This is a genomic window from Corynebacterium canis (assembly GCF_030408595.1).
Taxonomy (GTDB): Bacteria; Actinomycetota; Actinomycetes; order Mycobacteriales; family Mycobacteriaceae; genus Corynebacterium; species Corynebacterium canis.
On record NZ_CP047080.1, the window covers coordinates 1,483,112 to 1,498,822 of the forward strand.

Annotated in this window: 15 protein-coding genes; 14 read left to right on the top strand and 1 reads right to left on the bottom strand. The window is 60.1% G+C overall.

Annotated elements, in window-relative coordinates; all coding sequences use genetic code 11:
* Position 1: 1 nt before the first annotated feature.
* The 7 genes from CCANI_RS06530 to CCANI_RS06560 all read left to right on the top strand — a co-directional run bounded on the left by CCANI_RS06530 (position 2) and on the right by CCANI_RS06560 (position 5,917).
* Positions 2-829 carry a segregation and condensation protein A gene (locus CCANI_RS06530; protein WP_146323074.1) on the top strand — a complete coding sequence of 276 codons (828 nt, stop codon included), beginning with the start codon at positions 2-4 and terminating at the stop codon, positions 827-829.
* A gap of 15 nt (positions 830-844) precedes the next feature.
* A complete protein-coding gene (locus CCANI_RS06535) occupies positions 845-1,675 on the top strand; it encodes a sulfurtransferase (RefSeq protein ID WP_146323075.1) in 831 nt (276 codons plus the stop codon).
* A gap of 27 nt (positions 1,676-1,702) precedes the next feature.
* A complete protein-coding gene (scpB, locus tag CCANI_RS06540) occupies positions 1,703-2,251 on the top strand; it encodes an SMC-Scp complex subunit ScpB (RefSeq protein WP_146323229.1) in 549 nt (182 codons plus the stop codon).
* 187 nt (positions 2,252-2,438) lie between these two features.
* Positions 2,439-3,419, top strand: coding sequence for a metal ABC transporter solute-binding protein, Zn/Mn family (locus tag CCANI_RS06545; RefSeq protein ID WP_146323230.1), 981 nt, complete (start codon positions 2,439-2,441; stop codon positions 3,417-3,419).
* A complete protein-coding gene (locus tag CCANI_RS06550; protein ID WP_146323076.1) occupies positions 3,391-4,152 on the top strand; it encodes a metal ABC transporter ATP-binding protein in 762 nt (253 codons plus the stop codon). Before CCANI_RS06545 ends, CCANI_RS06550 begins: the two co-directional genes overlap by 29 nt.
* A complete protein-coding gene (locus CCANI_RS06555) occupies positions 4,152-5,027 on the top strand; it encodes a metal ABC transporter permease (RefSeq protein WP_146323077.1) in 876 nt (291 codons plus the stop codon). Before CCANI_RS06550 ends, CCANI_RS06555 begins: the two co-directional genes overlap by 1 nt.
* The gene (locus tag CCANI_RS06560) at positions 5,024-5,917 is read left to right on the top strand and encodes a metal ABC transporter permease (RefSeq protein ID WP_146323078.1); all 894 of its coding nucleotides are present in this window, start codon (positions 5,024-5,026) and stop codon (positions 5,915-5,917) included. The genes CCANI_RS06555 and CCANI_RS06560 overlap by 4 nt, the downstream gene beginning before the upstream one ends.
* 903 nt (positions 5,918-6,820) lie before the next feature.
* Here the strand turns inward: CCANI_RS06560 and CCANI_RS06565 are convergent.
* Positions 6,821-8,278 (bottom strand): peptide MFS transporter, encoded by a 1,458-nt coding sequence (locus CCANI_RS06565; protein ID WP_146323079.1) that lies wholly within the window; start codon positions 8,276-8,278, stop codon positions 6,821-6,823.
* A gap of 174 nt (positions 8,279-8,452) precedes the next feature.
* Between CCANI_RS06565 and CCANI_RS06570 the strand changes: the two genes are divergently transcribed.
* The 7 genes from CCANI_RS06570 (at position 8,453) to CCANI_RS06600 (ending at position 15,567) form a co-directional block, all read left to right on the top strand.
* Positions 8,453-9,754 carry an adenosylmethionine--8-amino-7-oxononanoate transaminase gene (locus CCANI_RS06570; protein ID WP_146323080.1) on the top strand — a complete coding sequence of 434 codons (1,302 nt, stop codon included), beginning with the start codon at positions 8,453-8,455 and terminating at the stop codon, positions 9,752-9,754.
* Positions 9,751-10,395 (top strand): dethiobiotin synthase, encoded by a 645-nt coding sequence (bioD, locus tag CCANI_RS06575; RefSeq protein WP_146323081.1) that lies wholly within the window; start codon positions 9,751-9,753, stop codon positions 10,393-10,395. The genes CCANI_RS06570 and bioD overlap by 4 nt, the downstream gene beginning before the upstream one ends.
* Before the next feature lie 67 nt (positions 10,396-10,462).
* Complete coding sequence (locus CCANI_RS06580) at positions 10,463-11,350, top strand: pseudouridine synthase (protein ID WP_146323082.1); 888 nt, start codon at positions 10,463-10,465, stop codon at positions 11,348-11,350.
* Between the two features lie 8 nt (positions 11,351-11,358).
* On the top strand, positions 11,359-12,054 hold the full coding sequence (gene cmk / locus CCANI_RS06585) for a (d)CMP kinase (protein WP_146323231.1): 696 nt from the start codon (positions 11,359-11,361) through the stop codon (positions 12,052-12,054).
* Positions 12,055-12,089: 35 nt separating this feature from the next.
* Positions 12,090-13,577, top strand: coding sequence for a ribosome biogenesis GTPase Der (der, locus tag CCANI_RS06590; RefSeq protein ID WP_146323083.1), 1,488 nt, complete (start codon positions 12,090-12,092; stop codon positions 13,575-13,577).
* Positions 13,578-13,939: 362 nt separating this feature from the next.
* A complete protein-coding gene (locus CCANI_RS06595; protein ID WP_146323084.1) occupies positions 13,940-14,926 on the top strand; it encodes a ribonuclease HI in 987 nt (328 codons plus the stop codon).
* Positions 14,927-14,958: 32 nt separating this feature from the next.
* Positions 14,959-15,567: a class I SAM-dependent methyltransferase gene (locus CCANI_RS06600; protein ID WP_186749987.1), complete on the top strand. Its 609-nt coding sequence runs from the start codon at positions 14,959-14,961 to the stop codon at positions 15,565-15,567.
* Positions 15,568-15,711 lie beyond the last annotated feature (144 nt).

Consider the following 15,711-nt stretch of genomic DNA (forward strand, 5'->3'; position numbering starts at 1 on the left):
CGTGACTCAATACGATGCGCTCGCGCCGGAGGCGAATCAGCCGGAGATCACGGGCTTCACACTGGCGCTGAAAAACTTTGAGGGCCCGCTGGATCTGCTGCTGCAATTAATATCGGCAAAAAAGATGGATGTCACGGAAGTGGCGCTCGCGGAGGTCACCGACGAGTTTATTTCTTATACACGGGCTTTGGGGGAGACCGCGAACCTTGATGAAATCACCGAGTTTGTGCTTATCGCCGCCACCTTGCTGGATTTGAAAACCGCCCGTTTATTGCCGCGCGGGGAGGCGGACGAGATCGAGGATCTTGAGCTGCTAGAAACCCGCGACTTACTATTCGCACGGTTGTTGCAATACAAAGCTTATAAGCAGGTGGCCGATCTGTTTGCGCAATGGCAGGCTGCGGCGCGGCGTCGATACCCGCGCGCGGTGTCGTTGGAGCCACAGTTCGCACAATTGCTACCGCCGGTTCGATTGTCGCATAATTCGGACACGTTCGCCGAGCTAGCCGCAACTGTGTTCCGCCCCAAACGGGTACCCGAAGTTGGTACTTCACACTTGCATCAGGCGGCGGTATCGGTGCCGGAACAGGCCGGAAAATTGCTTGAGGCGTTGCGCCAAGCAGGGAAGGGAACCTGGGTCAGCTTTCAAACCCTGACAAAAGACTGTGAAGTTTCTATGGAGGTTATCGGCCGCTTCCTCGCCCTCTTGGAATTGTATAAAGTACACGCGGTGGGGGTAGACCAAGTGGAGTCGCTAGGCGAATTAAGAATCGCTTGGACGGGCGTAAACGTTGACCCCGCGGTGGTGGCTGCGAGCGACTGGGAGTAGATAAGCTTGGGAAATATGAGTTACTTAGTTGATGTTTCCTGGCTGGCGGACAACCTCCGCCGTGACGATGTTGTGGTGCTCTGCGCATCCATGGGTAATCCGAAAAAGTCCTTGTCCAATGGCATTCCGGGCGCGATCCTCGCCGATTTGGAGGGGCCGTTTTCGGAGGCCGGGGCGGAATTGCCGCACACCGTGCCCGCCGATGTGGCCGCCCCGTTTACGCGGCTTGGCATTGGCCAGGAGACGACCGTTGTGGTGTATGACCGCTTTGGCGTGATGTGCGGCCCCCGCGTGTGGTGGTTGGCCCGCGCCGCCGGGCTCGATTCTGTGTTCGTGCTTGATGGCGGGTTGCCGGCGTGGGTTGAGGCGGGGCAGGAAACCGCCCCTATCAGGAATTTCGATGAGGCTATCGCGGAGCAGCCCGGCGTTATCCGGGGTTCCGAACGCCCCGAACTGTTGACCGGTATTACTGGGGTGCAGCACGCGCTTGCCCGCAGCGGACACGCGGTCGTCGATGCGCGCTCGTCGGGGCGTTTCGCCGGCACTGAGCCCGAGCCGCGCGACGGCGTCCACGGCGGCCACATTCCCGGCAGCGCGAATTTGCCGTACACCAGGCTTTTTGATGAGCGTGGTCTGATGTTGCCGCCCACCGACCTGCAGCGATTGTTCCGCGCCCAGATTGACGACGCCCAGCACCTCACCATGACCTGCGGCTCCGGCGTTTCCGCGTGCGTGCTTGCCTTGGCTGCGCTCGAGGCCGGTTACACGGATGTGGTGGTGTATGACGGCTCGTGGGCGGAGTGGGGGCGCCCTGACATGGCACAACCGATTGAGTCTGTCCGATAGGTTGCGTGCGTACAATCTGCAGATGTGATGTCCTCGGTTTCTCGGTTACGGTCCCAGCTTGAGTCGGTATTGCTGGTGGTGGATTCGCCGGTGACGGTCGCCGCGCTCGCTAACGCGGTTGGCGTCCCGGCGGCCGAGGTGGCTGCGGTGTTGCGCGAGATCGCCACCGAATTAGATGACCGCGGAAGCGGCATTGACCTGCGGGAAAGCGAGGATGGGTGGCGCTTTTACACGCGCCAAGAAAACGCCGACGCGGTGGAGCATTTCCTGCTGGACGGCACCCAAACCAGGCTGACGCGCGCCGCGTTGGAAACCCTCGCGGTGGTCGCGTACCGGCAGCCGGTGACGCGCGCCCAGGTTTCGGCGGTGCGCGGCGTGAATGTAGACGGCGTGATGCGCACCTTGCAATTGCGGGGGTTGATAGCGGAAGTGCAGGTGGAGGGGGCCGTGGGGCCCGCGCATCACTATGTGACCACCGAATTGCTGCTGGAGCAATTGGGGATTGCGTCCTTGGAGGAGCTGCCTAATCTGGCGCCGCTGCTGCCCGATGTGGATTCCATTGAGGAAGAGTTTTAGATTCAACACTGCGCTGATGTTCGAAGCGGGGTTAGGGGGTAATCTACTTTCCCACGACTTGGGAATTCACTGCCCAGAACTCTGTCCGCGTGGGACCCCAAACTATTGAGTACCCCCGAAATGAATCAATCGCTTTGTAGGTATGGCTAACTTCATGGTCTACACCCTAAGATCGACACCTATGGAAATGAACTTCAATAGCGAAATTCCTCGCCGCAGCTTCTTGCGCCGTGCTGCCGCCTCCGTCGCGGCGCTGGTTGTTGCCGGCGGGCTCGTCGCATGCAGTGCCGAAGATACGTCGTCGGGGTCGACTTCTTCCGACGGCAAAGCTCTCACCGTGTTTGCCACGACCGGCTACATCGGTGATGCGGTCAAGAACGTCGCGCCGGACGCCGATGTCACGATCATGGTTGGTCCTGGCGGCGACCCGCACACCTACCAGCCGACCACGCAAGACATTTCGAAGATCCAGGAAGCGGACGTGGTGCTGTGGACCGGTCTGCACATGGAAGCCCAGATGATCGATCAACTGGAGGCGCAGGGCGATCGGCAGTACGCCGTCGGGGAGGCCATCCCGAAGGAAGACCTGCTGGATTGGCCGGAGCTGGGCGAGGGCGGCGAGAAGCTCTACGACCCGCACATTTGGAACAGCACCTCCAACTGGAAGTACGTGGTTGACGGCATCGCCGACAAGCTCGGCAAGGTCGACTCCGCCAATGCGGATACCTACAAGCAGAACGCCGAAAAGTACAGCAAGGAGATCGACGAGGCCGCGGAGTACGTCGAAAAGCAGATCAATGCGATCCCGGAGGACAAGCGCATCCTGATCACCGGTCACGATGCCTTCAACTACTTTGGCAAGCAGTTCGGCTTGGAGATCCACGCCACCGACTTCGTTACCTCGGAGTCCGAGCTGTCCGCCACCGAGCTGACCGAGCTGGGCAACTTTATCGTGGAAAAGAAGATCCACACGATTTTCCAGGACAACCTGGCGAACCCGCAGGCCATCAACTCGCTGAAGGAGACCGTGAAGTCCAAGGGTTGGGACGTGGTGATTTCGGATAAGGAACTCTACGCCGACTCGCTTGGTGAAAACGCCCCCACTGACACCTACATCGGAATTCTGAAGTACAACGCTGATGCAATCCGTGAAGCCCTCGTCGGTTAAAGACCGAACTAAGGAAACTGTCAACGCGCTCAATGTGGCTGATCTGACTGTGACCTATGGTGCTTTTCGCGCCATAGAGAACATCAGTTTTGTGGTGCCTTCCGGTGCCGTGATGGGGCTGATCGGCCCCAACGGTGCCGGCAAGTCCACGGTGATGAAGGCGGCTATCGATCTGATTCCGCGCCAGACCGGCACCATTAAGTTCTTCGAACAGCCGCTCGATGCCGTCCGGAACCGGGTCGCCTATATGCCGCAATCCGCGGCGGTGGATTGGGATTATCCCATTACCGTCGAGCAGGTGGTTGCCATGGGGCTATACCCAAAGCTGGGATGGCTGAAACGCATGTCCCCAGAGCAGCGCCAGCAGGTCGCGGACGCCTTGGAACGCGTGGGCATTAAGGAGCTCGCGCGGCGCCAGATTTCGGAGCTGTCCGGCGGCCAACGCAAACGTGTGTTCGTGGCTCGCATTTTGGTGCAGGCACCTGACTTGTACCTGCTCGATGAGCCGTTTGCGGGTGTCGACGCCGCGAGTGAGCGCGTCATCCGTGGCGTGCTGCACGAGCTTCGCGACGCCGGGGCATCCATCGTGATCGTTCACCACGACCTTTCCACGGTGGCGGAGTTGTGCGATCACGTGACCATTTTGAACAAGCACCTCGTTTCTACCGGTCCCGTCGCAGAGTCCTTTACTCGCGAGTATGTCAACGAAGCGTTTGGGTTGGGGTTGCTGTAGTGAGCCTTATCGAGTTCTTGTCTGAATTTGCCTACCGGCGCATCGTGTATGGAACGGTGCTGATCGGCGCCTGCTCGGGCGCCATGGGCGCGTTCCTGTACCTGCGGAAACAATCGCTGATGTCGGACGTGATCGGCCACTCGGCCACGCCGGGTGTGATGGGCGCGTTCTTGGTGATTGGGTTTTCCCCGTTCCTTGTCGACGCCCGCGCCATGCCCGTGATCACGGTCGGAGCGCTGATCACGGGCTTGCTATCGGTGGTGCTTGCGAACCGTGTCGCCGATACCACCCGCATCGGAATCGATGCCACGATGGCGGTCATGCTCTCGCTCTTCCTCGGTGGTGGCCTGCTGTTGCTGCAGATCATCCAGCGGAGTCGCATTCCCGGCAAGGGCGGCATCGAAGAACTCATGTTCGGAAACGCGGCCACGCTGACCAATCTCGACGTCACCACCATCGCCGTGGTCTGCATCGTTGTCATCGTGCTGCTCGCCGTCTTTTGGCGACCATTCACCTTTATGACCTTTGACAATGAAATGGCCTACATTGCGGGCCTTCCGCTGCGCTGGCTGAATCCTTTCTTCTTCGCGCTCATCGTGCTCGCAATGGTGATCGGCGTGAAGGCCGTGGGCCTGATCCTTATGATCGCCTTCGCGGTATTCCCGCCCGCCGCCGCCCGCCAATTCTCCAAGACGGTGGGCAGCATGGTGATCCTGTCCGGCGTCTTCGGCGCGATCGCGGCGGTGCTAGGAACCTACTTCTCCGTCGCCGCAGGCAAGGTACCCACCGGGCCCGCGATCGTCCTGGTGCTCAGCGTGATCGTGGCGATCTCCATGGTGTTTACCCCGAAGCGATCGGGGGTGCGAGCCGCATGAGTTTCGCCGTCTCCGTCTCCATCCTTGCCTTGGTTGTGGCATTGACCTGCGCCTTGCCCGGCGTCGTGCTGGTGCTCCGGCGACAGGCCATGCTTTCGGACGCGTTATCGCACGCAGTGCTCCCCGGCATTGCCATCGCGGCAATGTGGGTGAGTTCCCCTCGTTCCCCCTGGCTGATCGTCGGGGCCACCATCGGTGGCGTGGTGGTTATCGCCGCCACCGAATGGTTGCGTAGCCACGGCCGATTCACGGAAGACTCCGCCACCGGCCTTATCTTCCCGGCGTTCTTCGCCATCGGCGTAATCATCATTTCGACAAGGCTCACCACCTCCACGATCTCCGAACACACGGTGCTGGTCGGCGACCTCAATATCGCGGCACTCAGTCACCTCGTGATCGGCGGCATAGACCTTGGTCCAAAAGACGCCTGGATCGTGGGCAGTGTGGGGCTCCTTACCGCCATCGTTATTATCGTTGCCCACCGCCCCTTGACGATCTCCACATTCGACCCTGTGTTCGCGGCGTCGATAGGCTTGAAACAGCGGTTGCTGCACTACGTCATCATGGTGCTGGTATCGTTGACCGTCGTGGTCTCGTTCAACGCTGCGGGCGCGGTCCTCGTGGTGGCGCTCATGATTGTGCCGGCCGCCACAGCGCTGCTGGTCACCCACTCGCTGGGCGAACTGCTTTCGCTCACGATGCTCATCGCGCTGGCCAGTTCCCAAATCGGGTTCTGGGTGGCCTATCGGCTCGACGCCGCAACCTCGCCAACCATGGCGCTGGTCTACGGCCTGATATTCCTTGGACTGTGGGGATTCACACGAATTCGCGCCCGTCGTGCCGGGGCTACCGAAGTATCCAAAGCAGCCGAGCCCGCTTCACTAACCTGAGGCGGGTATCGGGGGGTGGATACAACTAGAGCAACGGGTGTTGCTCCTCATGGTTTCGGGTGCCTTGGCTGCGCCGCTCGCATCGTTTCCGGGCGCTCACCTGGTGAAACGCCGTAGGAGCCCCGCTGCGGCCTTGAAGTCCGTTACCCTTGGTCACCTATGGCCGAATTGCGTAAATTGGCTTCATTTTGGGTGGTCGGTTGCCCGCAATTCCTTGCTTTCATCGGTAGGTTGCCCTCAACGCTTTTCTTCGGCGGGAGTTGAACGATGTCTACCGATATTTTTTACATCAAAATCCCGAAATCTGTGTAAAAAATATCGCGGCGGCGGCCCCAGCCGGCCCCGAATGATGAAAATTACACAGAATCCGGGATTTGAGTGTAAAAAACTTCATGTGAAGTGCGCTACCTATTGCTACCGGCCCCAGACGGGCCAATATGCACCGCTCCGCGCGGAACCTCAAGCTCGAAGCCGCCATCGATGAGGCACTTTAGCTTGCCTGGCCTCATTCTCGGCGCCCCCAATGATCGGCGGGCGGCAATGCATTGGGCCCAGGCGCGACCGACTGTGTCCAATGCATTTTGCGCCCGAAAGCTTATTGCGCAAACGCCGTAGGAGCCCCGTTAAGGCCTTGAAGTCAACTACCCTTGGTCACCTATGGCCGCATGCCGCTAAATACGCCATTTCGATGCGGTCGGTTGCCTGCAACGCTTTTCTTCGGCGGGAGTTGAACGGTGTCTACCGATATTTTTTACATCAAAATCCCGAAATCTGTGTAAAAAATATCGCGGCAGCTGCCCCAGCCGGCCCCGAACGATGAAAATTACGCGGCGGAATCCGGGATTTGAGTGTAAAAAACTTCATGCGCAGCACACAACGTATCGCAGCGGCAGTACCCACCGCCTAGTGCTGCAGTTTTCGGCTCAATAAAAACACGAACAGGCCGATCGCCATGACCGTCACGCTGCAGGTAAGAAAGTATGTCGCCTCCGCCGACGCGTTGTCTGGGTTGTAGAACGTTGAGAGTACCCCGGCGGTGGCGGTTCCGATTGCCATGGTCAGGAAGTACAGCGCGGAAAACCGCGTCGAAAATGCTTGCGGTGCATAGGCCGTGGTTGCCGACATTCCCACCGGACCGACCAGCAATTCGCCCAACGTGATTATCAGCGTTGCCCCGGCCAGCACGAGAAATGGCGTGGAGTTTTCGCCACTTCCTGCGAATGGCAGCATGACTAGGAGTCCGGATCCGGAGATGATTACGCCCAACCCCATTTTTGCCGGGGAGTTTAGTTTTGGCGTGCGCCGCCAGAGCCAGGCGAGTGGTAGCGAGAACGCCAGGATATAGAGCGGGTTTAGCGATTGCGTCCAGCTTGCGGGGATGGTGAAGGATCCGATTGTACGGTCGAGACGCACGTCGGAGTATACGGCGAAGACGCCGTAGGTTTGGTTGAGCACGGACCAGAATGCGCAGGAGGCGAAGAAGAGCGGCAGGTAGGCGATGGCGCGGCGTTTTTCCGGGCCGGTGACGTCTTTGGATCCGAGGATTTGTGCGAATAGCGCGGCGGCCACTGTGAGCGTGGCTATGAGGAGTATGGTGGCCAGTGAGCTGAGCGCGATTTGCCCGGTTGCAACGAGCGTGACGACGCCCGCGACCACCAACAATGCGGCAGCTGCGGCGTAGAGGGGGCGCGCGGAGGTGATCGGATTGTGCGGCCGCAGCAATTCGGGGCTGAGGAATTTGCGGCGAAACGCCAAGTAGTACGTGAGTGCGATAATCATGAGTACGGCGGCGGCGCCGAAGCCGACATGGTAGCCGCGGGTATCGGCAAGCCATCCCGTGAGCAGGGGACCTAACAGGGCGCCGACATTGATGCCGAGGTAGAAGAGTTGGAATGCTGAGTCGCGGCGGGCGTCGTCATCCGTTGGGAACGCTTGTCCTAATACGGTGATGGCTGCCGTTTTGAGGAATCCGGAGCCGATGGCTACGAGGACGAGGCCGATTGCCACGCCCCAACCGCCTGGGATAAGGGAGAGGGCAAGGTGGCCGATCACTAGGGTGATGGCACCGCCGAGGAGGGTGCGTTCGGCTCCGTAGAGGCGGTCCGCCACCCAGCCGCCAGCCAGCGTGCACAGGTAGACGGATGCCCCGTAAGCGCCCATGAGCGCGGTGGCGGTGCTTTTGTCCAGGCCGATGCCGGTGGTGGTGGCGTATAGGTAGTACACCATGATTGCTTGCATGCCGTAGAAGCTGAATCGCTCCCACATTTCCACGCCGACGATGCCCGGCACGATACCGGGGGTAACGGGAGGCGGGGAAGAGTGTTCCGAGGTGTGCACGGTGTCACGTTGAGTAAGGGTCATGGGAATATTTCTACATGATCATCGTTCAGTTGTGTTAAACATCGTATAGATGCCCTGCGTGATGCTGGCCGCTCACACAGTCCCTAGTGGGCCTTGACCTGCGGATATTTTCGGGCTAGCCTACCGATAGGGGTGGAGTTTCGCGGGAGGGGCGGGGCATTATATAGTTGAACAATGTCTACGAAGATTGCAGATATCGTCGCGTATGATCAGGCGCATATCTGGCACCCATATAGCGCAACTCCGGCGCCGATGGATCCGCGCGTAGTGTCTCGAACCGAGGGCGTGCATTTGTTTTTGGATGACGGCACGCGCCTTATCGATGCTATGAGTAGCTGGTGGGCCGCCGCCCACGGGCATGGGCATCCGGCGTTGGTATCCGCAGCTAACCAGCAACTTTCGCGCATGAGCCACGTCATGTTCGGTGGGCTTACGCACCGCCCGGCGGCCGAATTGACCGCGGCGTTATTGGATTTGGTGCCGCCGCATTTTAGTAAGGTCTTTTTCGCTGATTCCGGGTCAGTTTCCGTGGAAGTCGCGATGAAAATGGCCATCCAGTACCAGCGCGGGCTGGGACAGGCGAAGCGTACCAAATTTGTCACCTGGCGCGGTGGCTATCATGGGGACACGCTCGCCCCGATGAGCGTATGTGACCCAGATTCGGGCATGCATTCGATCTGGTCTGGGATCCTCCCGCAGCACACGTTCGCGCCGCGGCCGCCGGATCGCGGCGCCAGCGCCACCACACGCGCCGACTATCTTGCACAATTCGATTCTTTGATCGAAGACACTCATGCCGCCGTGATCGTGGAACCCGTGGTGCAAGGCGCGGGCGGAATGCGTTTCCACGATCCCGAATTGCTGATAGGTTTGCGCAGCATTTGCGATGCGCACGGCCTGCTTTTAATCGTCGATGAAATCGCAACTGGATTCGGGCGCACCGGGCGGCTCTTCGCCGCCGAGCACATCGCGGCGGACATCATGTGCGTGGGTAAGGCGCTCACCGGTGGTTTTATGTCGCTGGCCGCCACGATCACCACCGATGCGGTGGCGGCGGCGATCCAGACCCCGGCCGGCGGCGGTGCCTTGATGCACGGGCCGACGTTTATGGCCAATCCGCTCGCGTGCGCGGTGGCCACCGCCGCGATGGGATTGATCGCGGCGGGGGATTGGCGGACGCAAGTCCCCCGAATCGAACGTGAGTTGGAGGAGGGTCTTGCCCCGCTGCGCGGCATTTCGGGCGTGCAAGATGTCCGCGTGCTCGGTGCGATTGGCGTGGTGGAAATGGTCGAGGAAGTGGACGTGCGGGCGGCGACGGAAGCGGCCGTCGATAAGCGGGTGTGGTTACGGCCGTTCGGCAGGCTTATTTATTGCATGCCGCCGTTTCTTTGCACCAGCGCGGAAATAGAAAATATTTGCCAAGCTATGGCGGCTGCGGTGCGGGCCACTGTGGCGGAAGAGAGGAAGAAATCATGATCGTCGTCACCGGCACAAACACGGATGTGGGCAAGACCATCGCCACGGCGGCGCTGGCAACGCGCATCCCGAACGCCCTCCCCGTCAAACCCGTACAAACGGGCGAACCGGACGGTAGCGGGGACATCGTTACCATCGCGCGCCTTAGCGGCGTGACCGGCGTGGAGTTTACCCGCTACCCCGAACCGTTGGCGCCGAATATCGCCGCGCGGCGGGCAAACATGCCGCAGCTTTCGCTCACGGAAACGGTGGATCGGATCACAAGCCTCGCCACCCCGCAACGCACCCTACTTATCGAAGGTGCTGGCGGACTCCTCGTGCGCATGGCGGACGATTGGACGATCGCGGACCTCGCGCTGCGCCTCGACGCCGGCATTATCGTAGTCACCTCGCTGGGCCTCGGCTCGCTCAATGCGGCGGAACTGACCGTGGCGGCGGCGCGCGCGAAGGGGCTGCACGTCTTGGGGCTGATCGGCGGTTTGATGCCGGCGGAACCGGACCTGGCCACGCGCCTGAACCTCGCCGAATTACCGGAGGTGACGGGCGTGCCATTGCTGGGTTGGTTGCCTGCCGGAGCGGGCAAGTACACGCGGGAGGAATTCGCACAAGCAGCCGCAAGCATTCGCGTTCCGGCGCATTGAATTCGGCGGTGCCGATCGGCTAGTGTGGAATTCGATTTTCACAACCATATACAGATTGGACACAATTGTGACTCCTCCCGCTCGCCGTGACGGTATACCGGAAAAGAAACGCAAACGACCCGCGCGTCCGCGGTCCGATGCCGCCGATGTGTACGTGTCCAAGGCGAAACCAGCCCGGCACCAGCACGTGGATAGCGCTCGCCTTGCCAATCAACCTCAGGGGGAGGGGGTGCGCCTGCAGAAAGTGCTGGCCCAGGCCGGGGTCGCCTCCCGCCGGATGGCCGAAAAGTTGATCGCCGCCGGTCGCGTTGAGGTCAATGGCAAGGTGGTCACCGCGCAGGGTATGCGCATTGATCCGGACACCGCCGTTGTGCGTGTCGACGGCGTGCGTATCCGCGTCAACGAAGACATGGTGTATTTCCTGCTGAATAAGCCATGGGGTTTGCAGTGCACCATGCAGGACGATATGGGCCGCCCGTGCGTCGGCGATATTGTGAGCGAACGTTTAAGCGCAGGTCAGCGCCTGTTTCACGTGGGGCGGCTGGATGCCGATACGGAGGGGCTGCTGTTGCTGACCAACGACGGGGAACTGGCCAATCGGCTGATGCACCCGAAATACGAGGTTTCGAAAACGTATTTGGCTACGGTGCAGGGCGAGGCCGATCGTGCGCTGGTGCGTACGCTCCGCAATGGTGTCGAACTGGAGGACGGTTTGGCCAAGGCTGACTATGTGCAGATCGTGGACACCTGGCAGGGCAAGTCGCTGATCCGCATCGAGCTTCATGAGGGCCGCAAGCACATCGTTCGCCGAATGCTCAAAGAGGCGGGTTTTCCCGTGGAGCGCCTCGTGCGCACCAAGATTCACACGGTGCAATTGGGCGAGCAAAAGCCCGGCACGCTGCGCGCGTTAAACAATTCTGAGCTGACGAGCCTCTATAAGGCGGTGGGAATGTGATTTCGAATATGCCGCAAGGCGGGTTGATTGTTGCGGTTGATGGCCCTTCCGGTACGGGCAAGTCGACCGCGTGCCGAGCCCTCGCCCAGCACCTCGGGGCGAAGTATTTGGATACCGGCGCGATGTACCGTGTGGCCACGCTGCACGTGTTGCGGCACGGCATTGATCCCCAAGATTCGGCCGCGGTGATTGCCGCGACTTCCGAATTGCCGCTGGTAGTCAACGATGACCCCGCAGCGACCACCGTATTGCTCGCGGGTGCCGACGTCTCCGCAGACATCCGCAGCGCCGAGGTGACGCGCTACGTTTCCACGGTGTCCGCGATTCCCGAGGTGCGCGAGAACCTGGTGGATTTGCAGCGTTCGCTGATCGAGCAGGCCGGCCGTTGCGTGGTCGAAGGCCGCGACATTGGAACTGTTGTGCTTATCGACGCCCCGCTGAAGGTGTTTCTGACCGCTTCCGCCGCTGTGCGCGCACAACGCAGATTTGATCAGGATATCGCCGCTGGCCGAAGCGCCGATTACGATTCCATCTTGGCGGATATTGAGCGCCGAGACGCCCACGATTCCAACCGCGCCGCCTCGCCGTTGCGCCCAGCAAGTGATGCGATACTGGTGGATACCTCGGACCTGAGCCTGGCCGAGGTAATCGATCACCTTGTCGAGCTTGCCGTAGCCTCCGCAGAAAGGACTCCAGAGCTGTGAAGCCCCACAACCCTGACGAACAAGAATTTGAACCTATGGACGCGGAGCGCGCTGCCGATTTCGAAGAGGGTGACTTCGATGAGGATTTCGAGGGCGTGGATTTCGATGAGGCGGATTTCGGCGAGCCCGATTTCGGGGAGCGCTATGGCGACGCCGAGTGGGAAGAACTCGAAGAAGCGTACGGAGTGCCGCAGCATACCGAAGAGGAGCTGTGCACCGTTACCATCGTGGGCCGCCCAAATGTGGGGAAATCCTCCCTGGTAAACCGCTTTTTGCAACGCCGCGAGGCCGTCGTGGAGGATGTTCCCGGCGTCACGCGCGATCGCGTTTCCTATATTACGGATTGGAACGGTCGCCGCTTCTGGGTCCAAGACACCGGCGGTTGGGATCCCGATGCCAAGGGCATCCACGCCGCGATCGCCCGGCAGGCCGAAACCGCGATGGCCACCTCCGATGTGATCGTGTTTGTGGTGGACACCAAGGTGGGTATTACGGAAACCGATCAGGTGATGGCCCGCAGATTGCAAAAGGCCGAGGTGCCCGTCATTCTCGTTGCAAATAAGTTCGATTCGGACGCCCAGTACGGGGATATGGCGGAGTTTTGGGGCCTTGGCCTCGGGGACCCATATCCGGTATCCGCATTGCATGGTCGTGGCGGCGCCGACGTGCTGGACGTCATTGTCGAATCCTTCCCGGATTCGCCCCGCGCGACGTCGATAACCGCAGGTCCGCGGCGTGTAGCTCTGGTTGGAAAGCCGAACGTGGGGAAGTCCTCGCTGCTAAACAAAATCTCCGGCGAGGAACGCGCGGTGGTGGATAATGTCGCCGGAACTACCATCGATCCGGTCGATTCTTTGGTCCAATTGGACCAGAATCTGTGGAAGTTTATTGATACGGCCGGGCTGCGGAAAAAGGTGAAAAGTGCGGTTGGCCACGAGTATTATGCGTCGCTACGCACGCGCGGTGCGATCGATGCCGCCGAGGTGTGCGTGTTCCTGATCGACGCATCCGAAAATATCAGCGAGCAGGATCAGAAGATCCTGGGCATGATCATCGACTCCGGCCGCGCGCTTGTGGTTGCCTATAATAAATGGGACCTTGTGGACGAGGATCGCCGCGACTTGCTCGAACGGGAAATCGAACAGCAATTGGCGCATATTCCGTGGGCGCGCCGCGTGAACATCTCTGCAAAGACCGGTCGGGCGTTGCAGAAATTGGAACCCGCCATGCTGGAGGCGCTGGAATCCTGGGACTCCCGCGTTTCCACCGGCCAATTGAACACCTGGTTGCGTGGCGTGATCGCCCAAAATCCGCCGCCGATGCGGGGCGGGCGCGTGCCGCGAGTGCTGTTTGCCACGCAGGCCTCGACGCGGCCGCCGGTAATTGTGCTGTTTACCACCGGTTTCCTGGATGCGGGTTATCGCCGCTACCTCGAACGTAAATTCCGTGAAACGTTTGGTTTTGCCGGCTCGCCGGTGCGAATAGCTGTTCGGGTTCGCGAAAAGCGGCGGAAACGAAAGTAAGGCTTGGAAAAGCGGCTGGCTGCAATCAGAAAAGCTCCTTGGAATTCCAAGGAGCTTCTGGGCCTCTGTGAAAGGCGATAGTTATTAAGCGCTGAGCTGTGCGCCGTCAAGGCTGCCGGCGAGATCGCCATCGTTTACGAGCTTGACCAGCGAGAAGACGGAGCCGACCAGCTTGACGAATTCCAATACTGCAGCGATGTCCATAGGTTCGTGCCTTTCGTTATGCGGATAGTTAACGCTATTACTATAGAGGTAACTAAGGGGTTTCGTCGAGTAATCTTTACAATTTATCGGGTTTCAATGCACTTTTGGTAACGGGTGCGTGGAACTTGCGTCCCGTTTTACCTCGTAAGATAGACCCCATGACTGCGATGAACCGCGCTTTAAACCCCGCCCTCCTGGCGGCCCGAAGCGTGCGCCCGCGGCTGGCCAGTTGGGTCGTCGTGGACGGCATCGCGGAGACGATTATTGAAGACCAATGCTGCCTAGCGCTCGTGGTGGCAACGAGTTCCCCAAGCGGGGAGTGGCTGAAAATCATTGCCCGATCCGTGCTGGTCGAGCACCGCGACGCCGCGATCGCGGACATCCATATCGAGGCGGAACGCTCGATTCGCGCCATCGCATTGGTCCACGGCGCGATTGAGGTGTTTGTAACGCCGTATTCCAGCGCCGACGCGACAGTGGTGTGGAGATCCAAAAAGACCGCTGCGCCGCTCTCGTTGCACCTGCGCGCTTTCGCATCCCGCATGCTGCTGCAAACCAAGGCAAATATGGCCCTAATGCTGATCAAACCGGCGATACGCGCCGCGCGTTCGCTGATGCAGCGCACCGCCACCGAGCAAACCATGAGCGATATTGCGAGTCGCTTGCCGCCGGTCAAGGTAGCCACCGACGCCTCGCTGAATACCTCAAGCAAGCAGGCTGCTATCGGTTGGGCCACCGACCACGGGGACTATGGGAGCGCATTGATCAAACGCGGGACCAAGATCCATGTCGCCGAATACGCTGCGCTGATCCGCGGCATCGAGCGCGTGCTCAAGCGGCACCCAGGGCGCAGGGTATTGGTGTATAGCGACTCCAAACCGGCGATCTATTTGCTAAAGCGGCGCGGTGTAAACCGGCAGGATATAGACACGTTATTGCAGATCGGTGTGATCCGGGTGGCGTGGGTTCGTGGCCATTGCGGGCACCCGCTCAATGAGGCGGCGCATCGCCTCGCCGTACATGCCCGGCGCAGCGTGGAATGGAAGATCCCCACCGAGCACAGGGCGCAGGTGCAACGAAAGATTGTCGCCGAGTTGTGGGAACAGCTTGCGGGCGGCGGTGGTGCCGGGGTCGCGGCGTCGTAACGCAGATCGCCACCTTTTTCTATACTGGGCGCATGTACTTTGATGAAAAAGCTTTTCAGTGGGACACGCCGCATGTGTTGGAACGCTCCGCAGTCCAAGCGCGATTGCTGCGCGAACATTGGGGCGAGCGCGACCTAGAAACCGCACTGGAGTTCGGCTGCGGGACGGGCACCGTCACGTATGCGTTGGGCGATTGCGCCGCGCGGTTTATCGGATACGATACCTCCGAAAATATGTTGGAGGTCTACCGCAGCAAGGCGCCTTCCGAGCGCTATACCACCGTGAGTTCCCTCGCGGAAATACCCGCCGCTAGCTTGGACGTTGTGTTTACGTCGATGGTGCTGCACCACGTGGAAAACGTGCGGGAAACGCTGGCGACACTGGCGGAAAAACTGCGCCCAGGCGGGCTGCTCAGCGTGTTGGACCTCGATGCCGGCAGCGAATCCTTCCACCACGGCGTGGACGTACAAGTGTTCCATCACGGGTTTGCGCGGGAGGAATTCGCCAAACTGCTGCAAGAGCTGGGCTTCACCGTGCTGAAGTTCGAAACCGCGTACGAGGGCGTTAAGGTGCGCGAAGACGGCACCGAAAACCCGTATCGGACGTTTCTTATCACCGCGGAAAAGGGTGCCGCGGCATAGGTTCAAGCCAAGGTTCGGGGGTGCTTTTCACACCCCTTTGCGCGGCGCATAAAACCGGTCTCAGGCTGCACGTTTTCTATAATTCGAATGCTTGGCTGAGAAATCACGGCGCGTTGTTTTGGGGCTCCGGTAGCTTGAGTAATT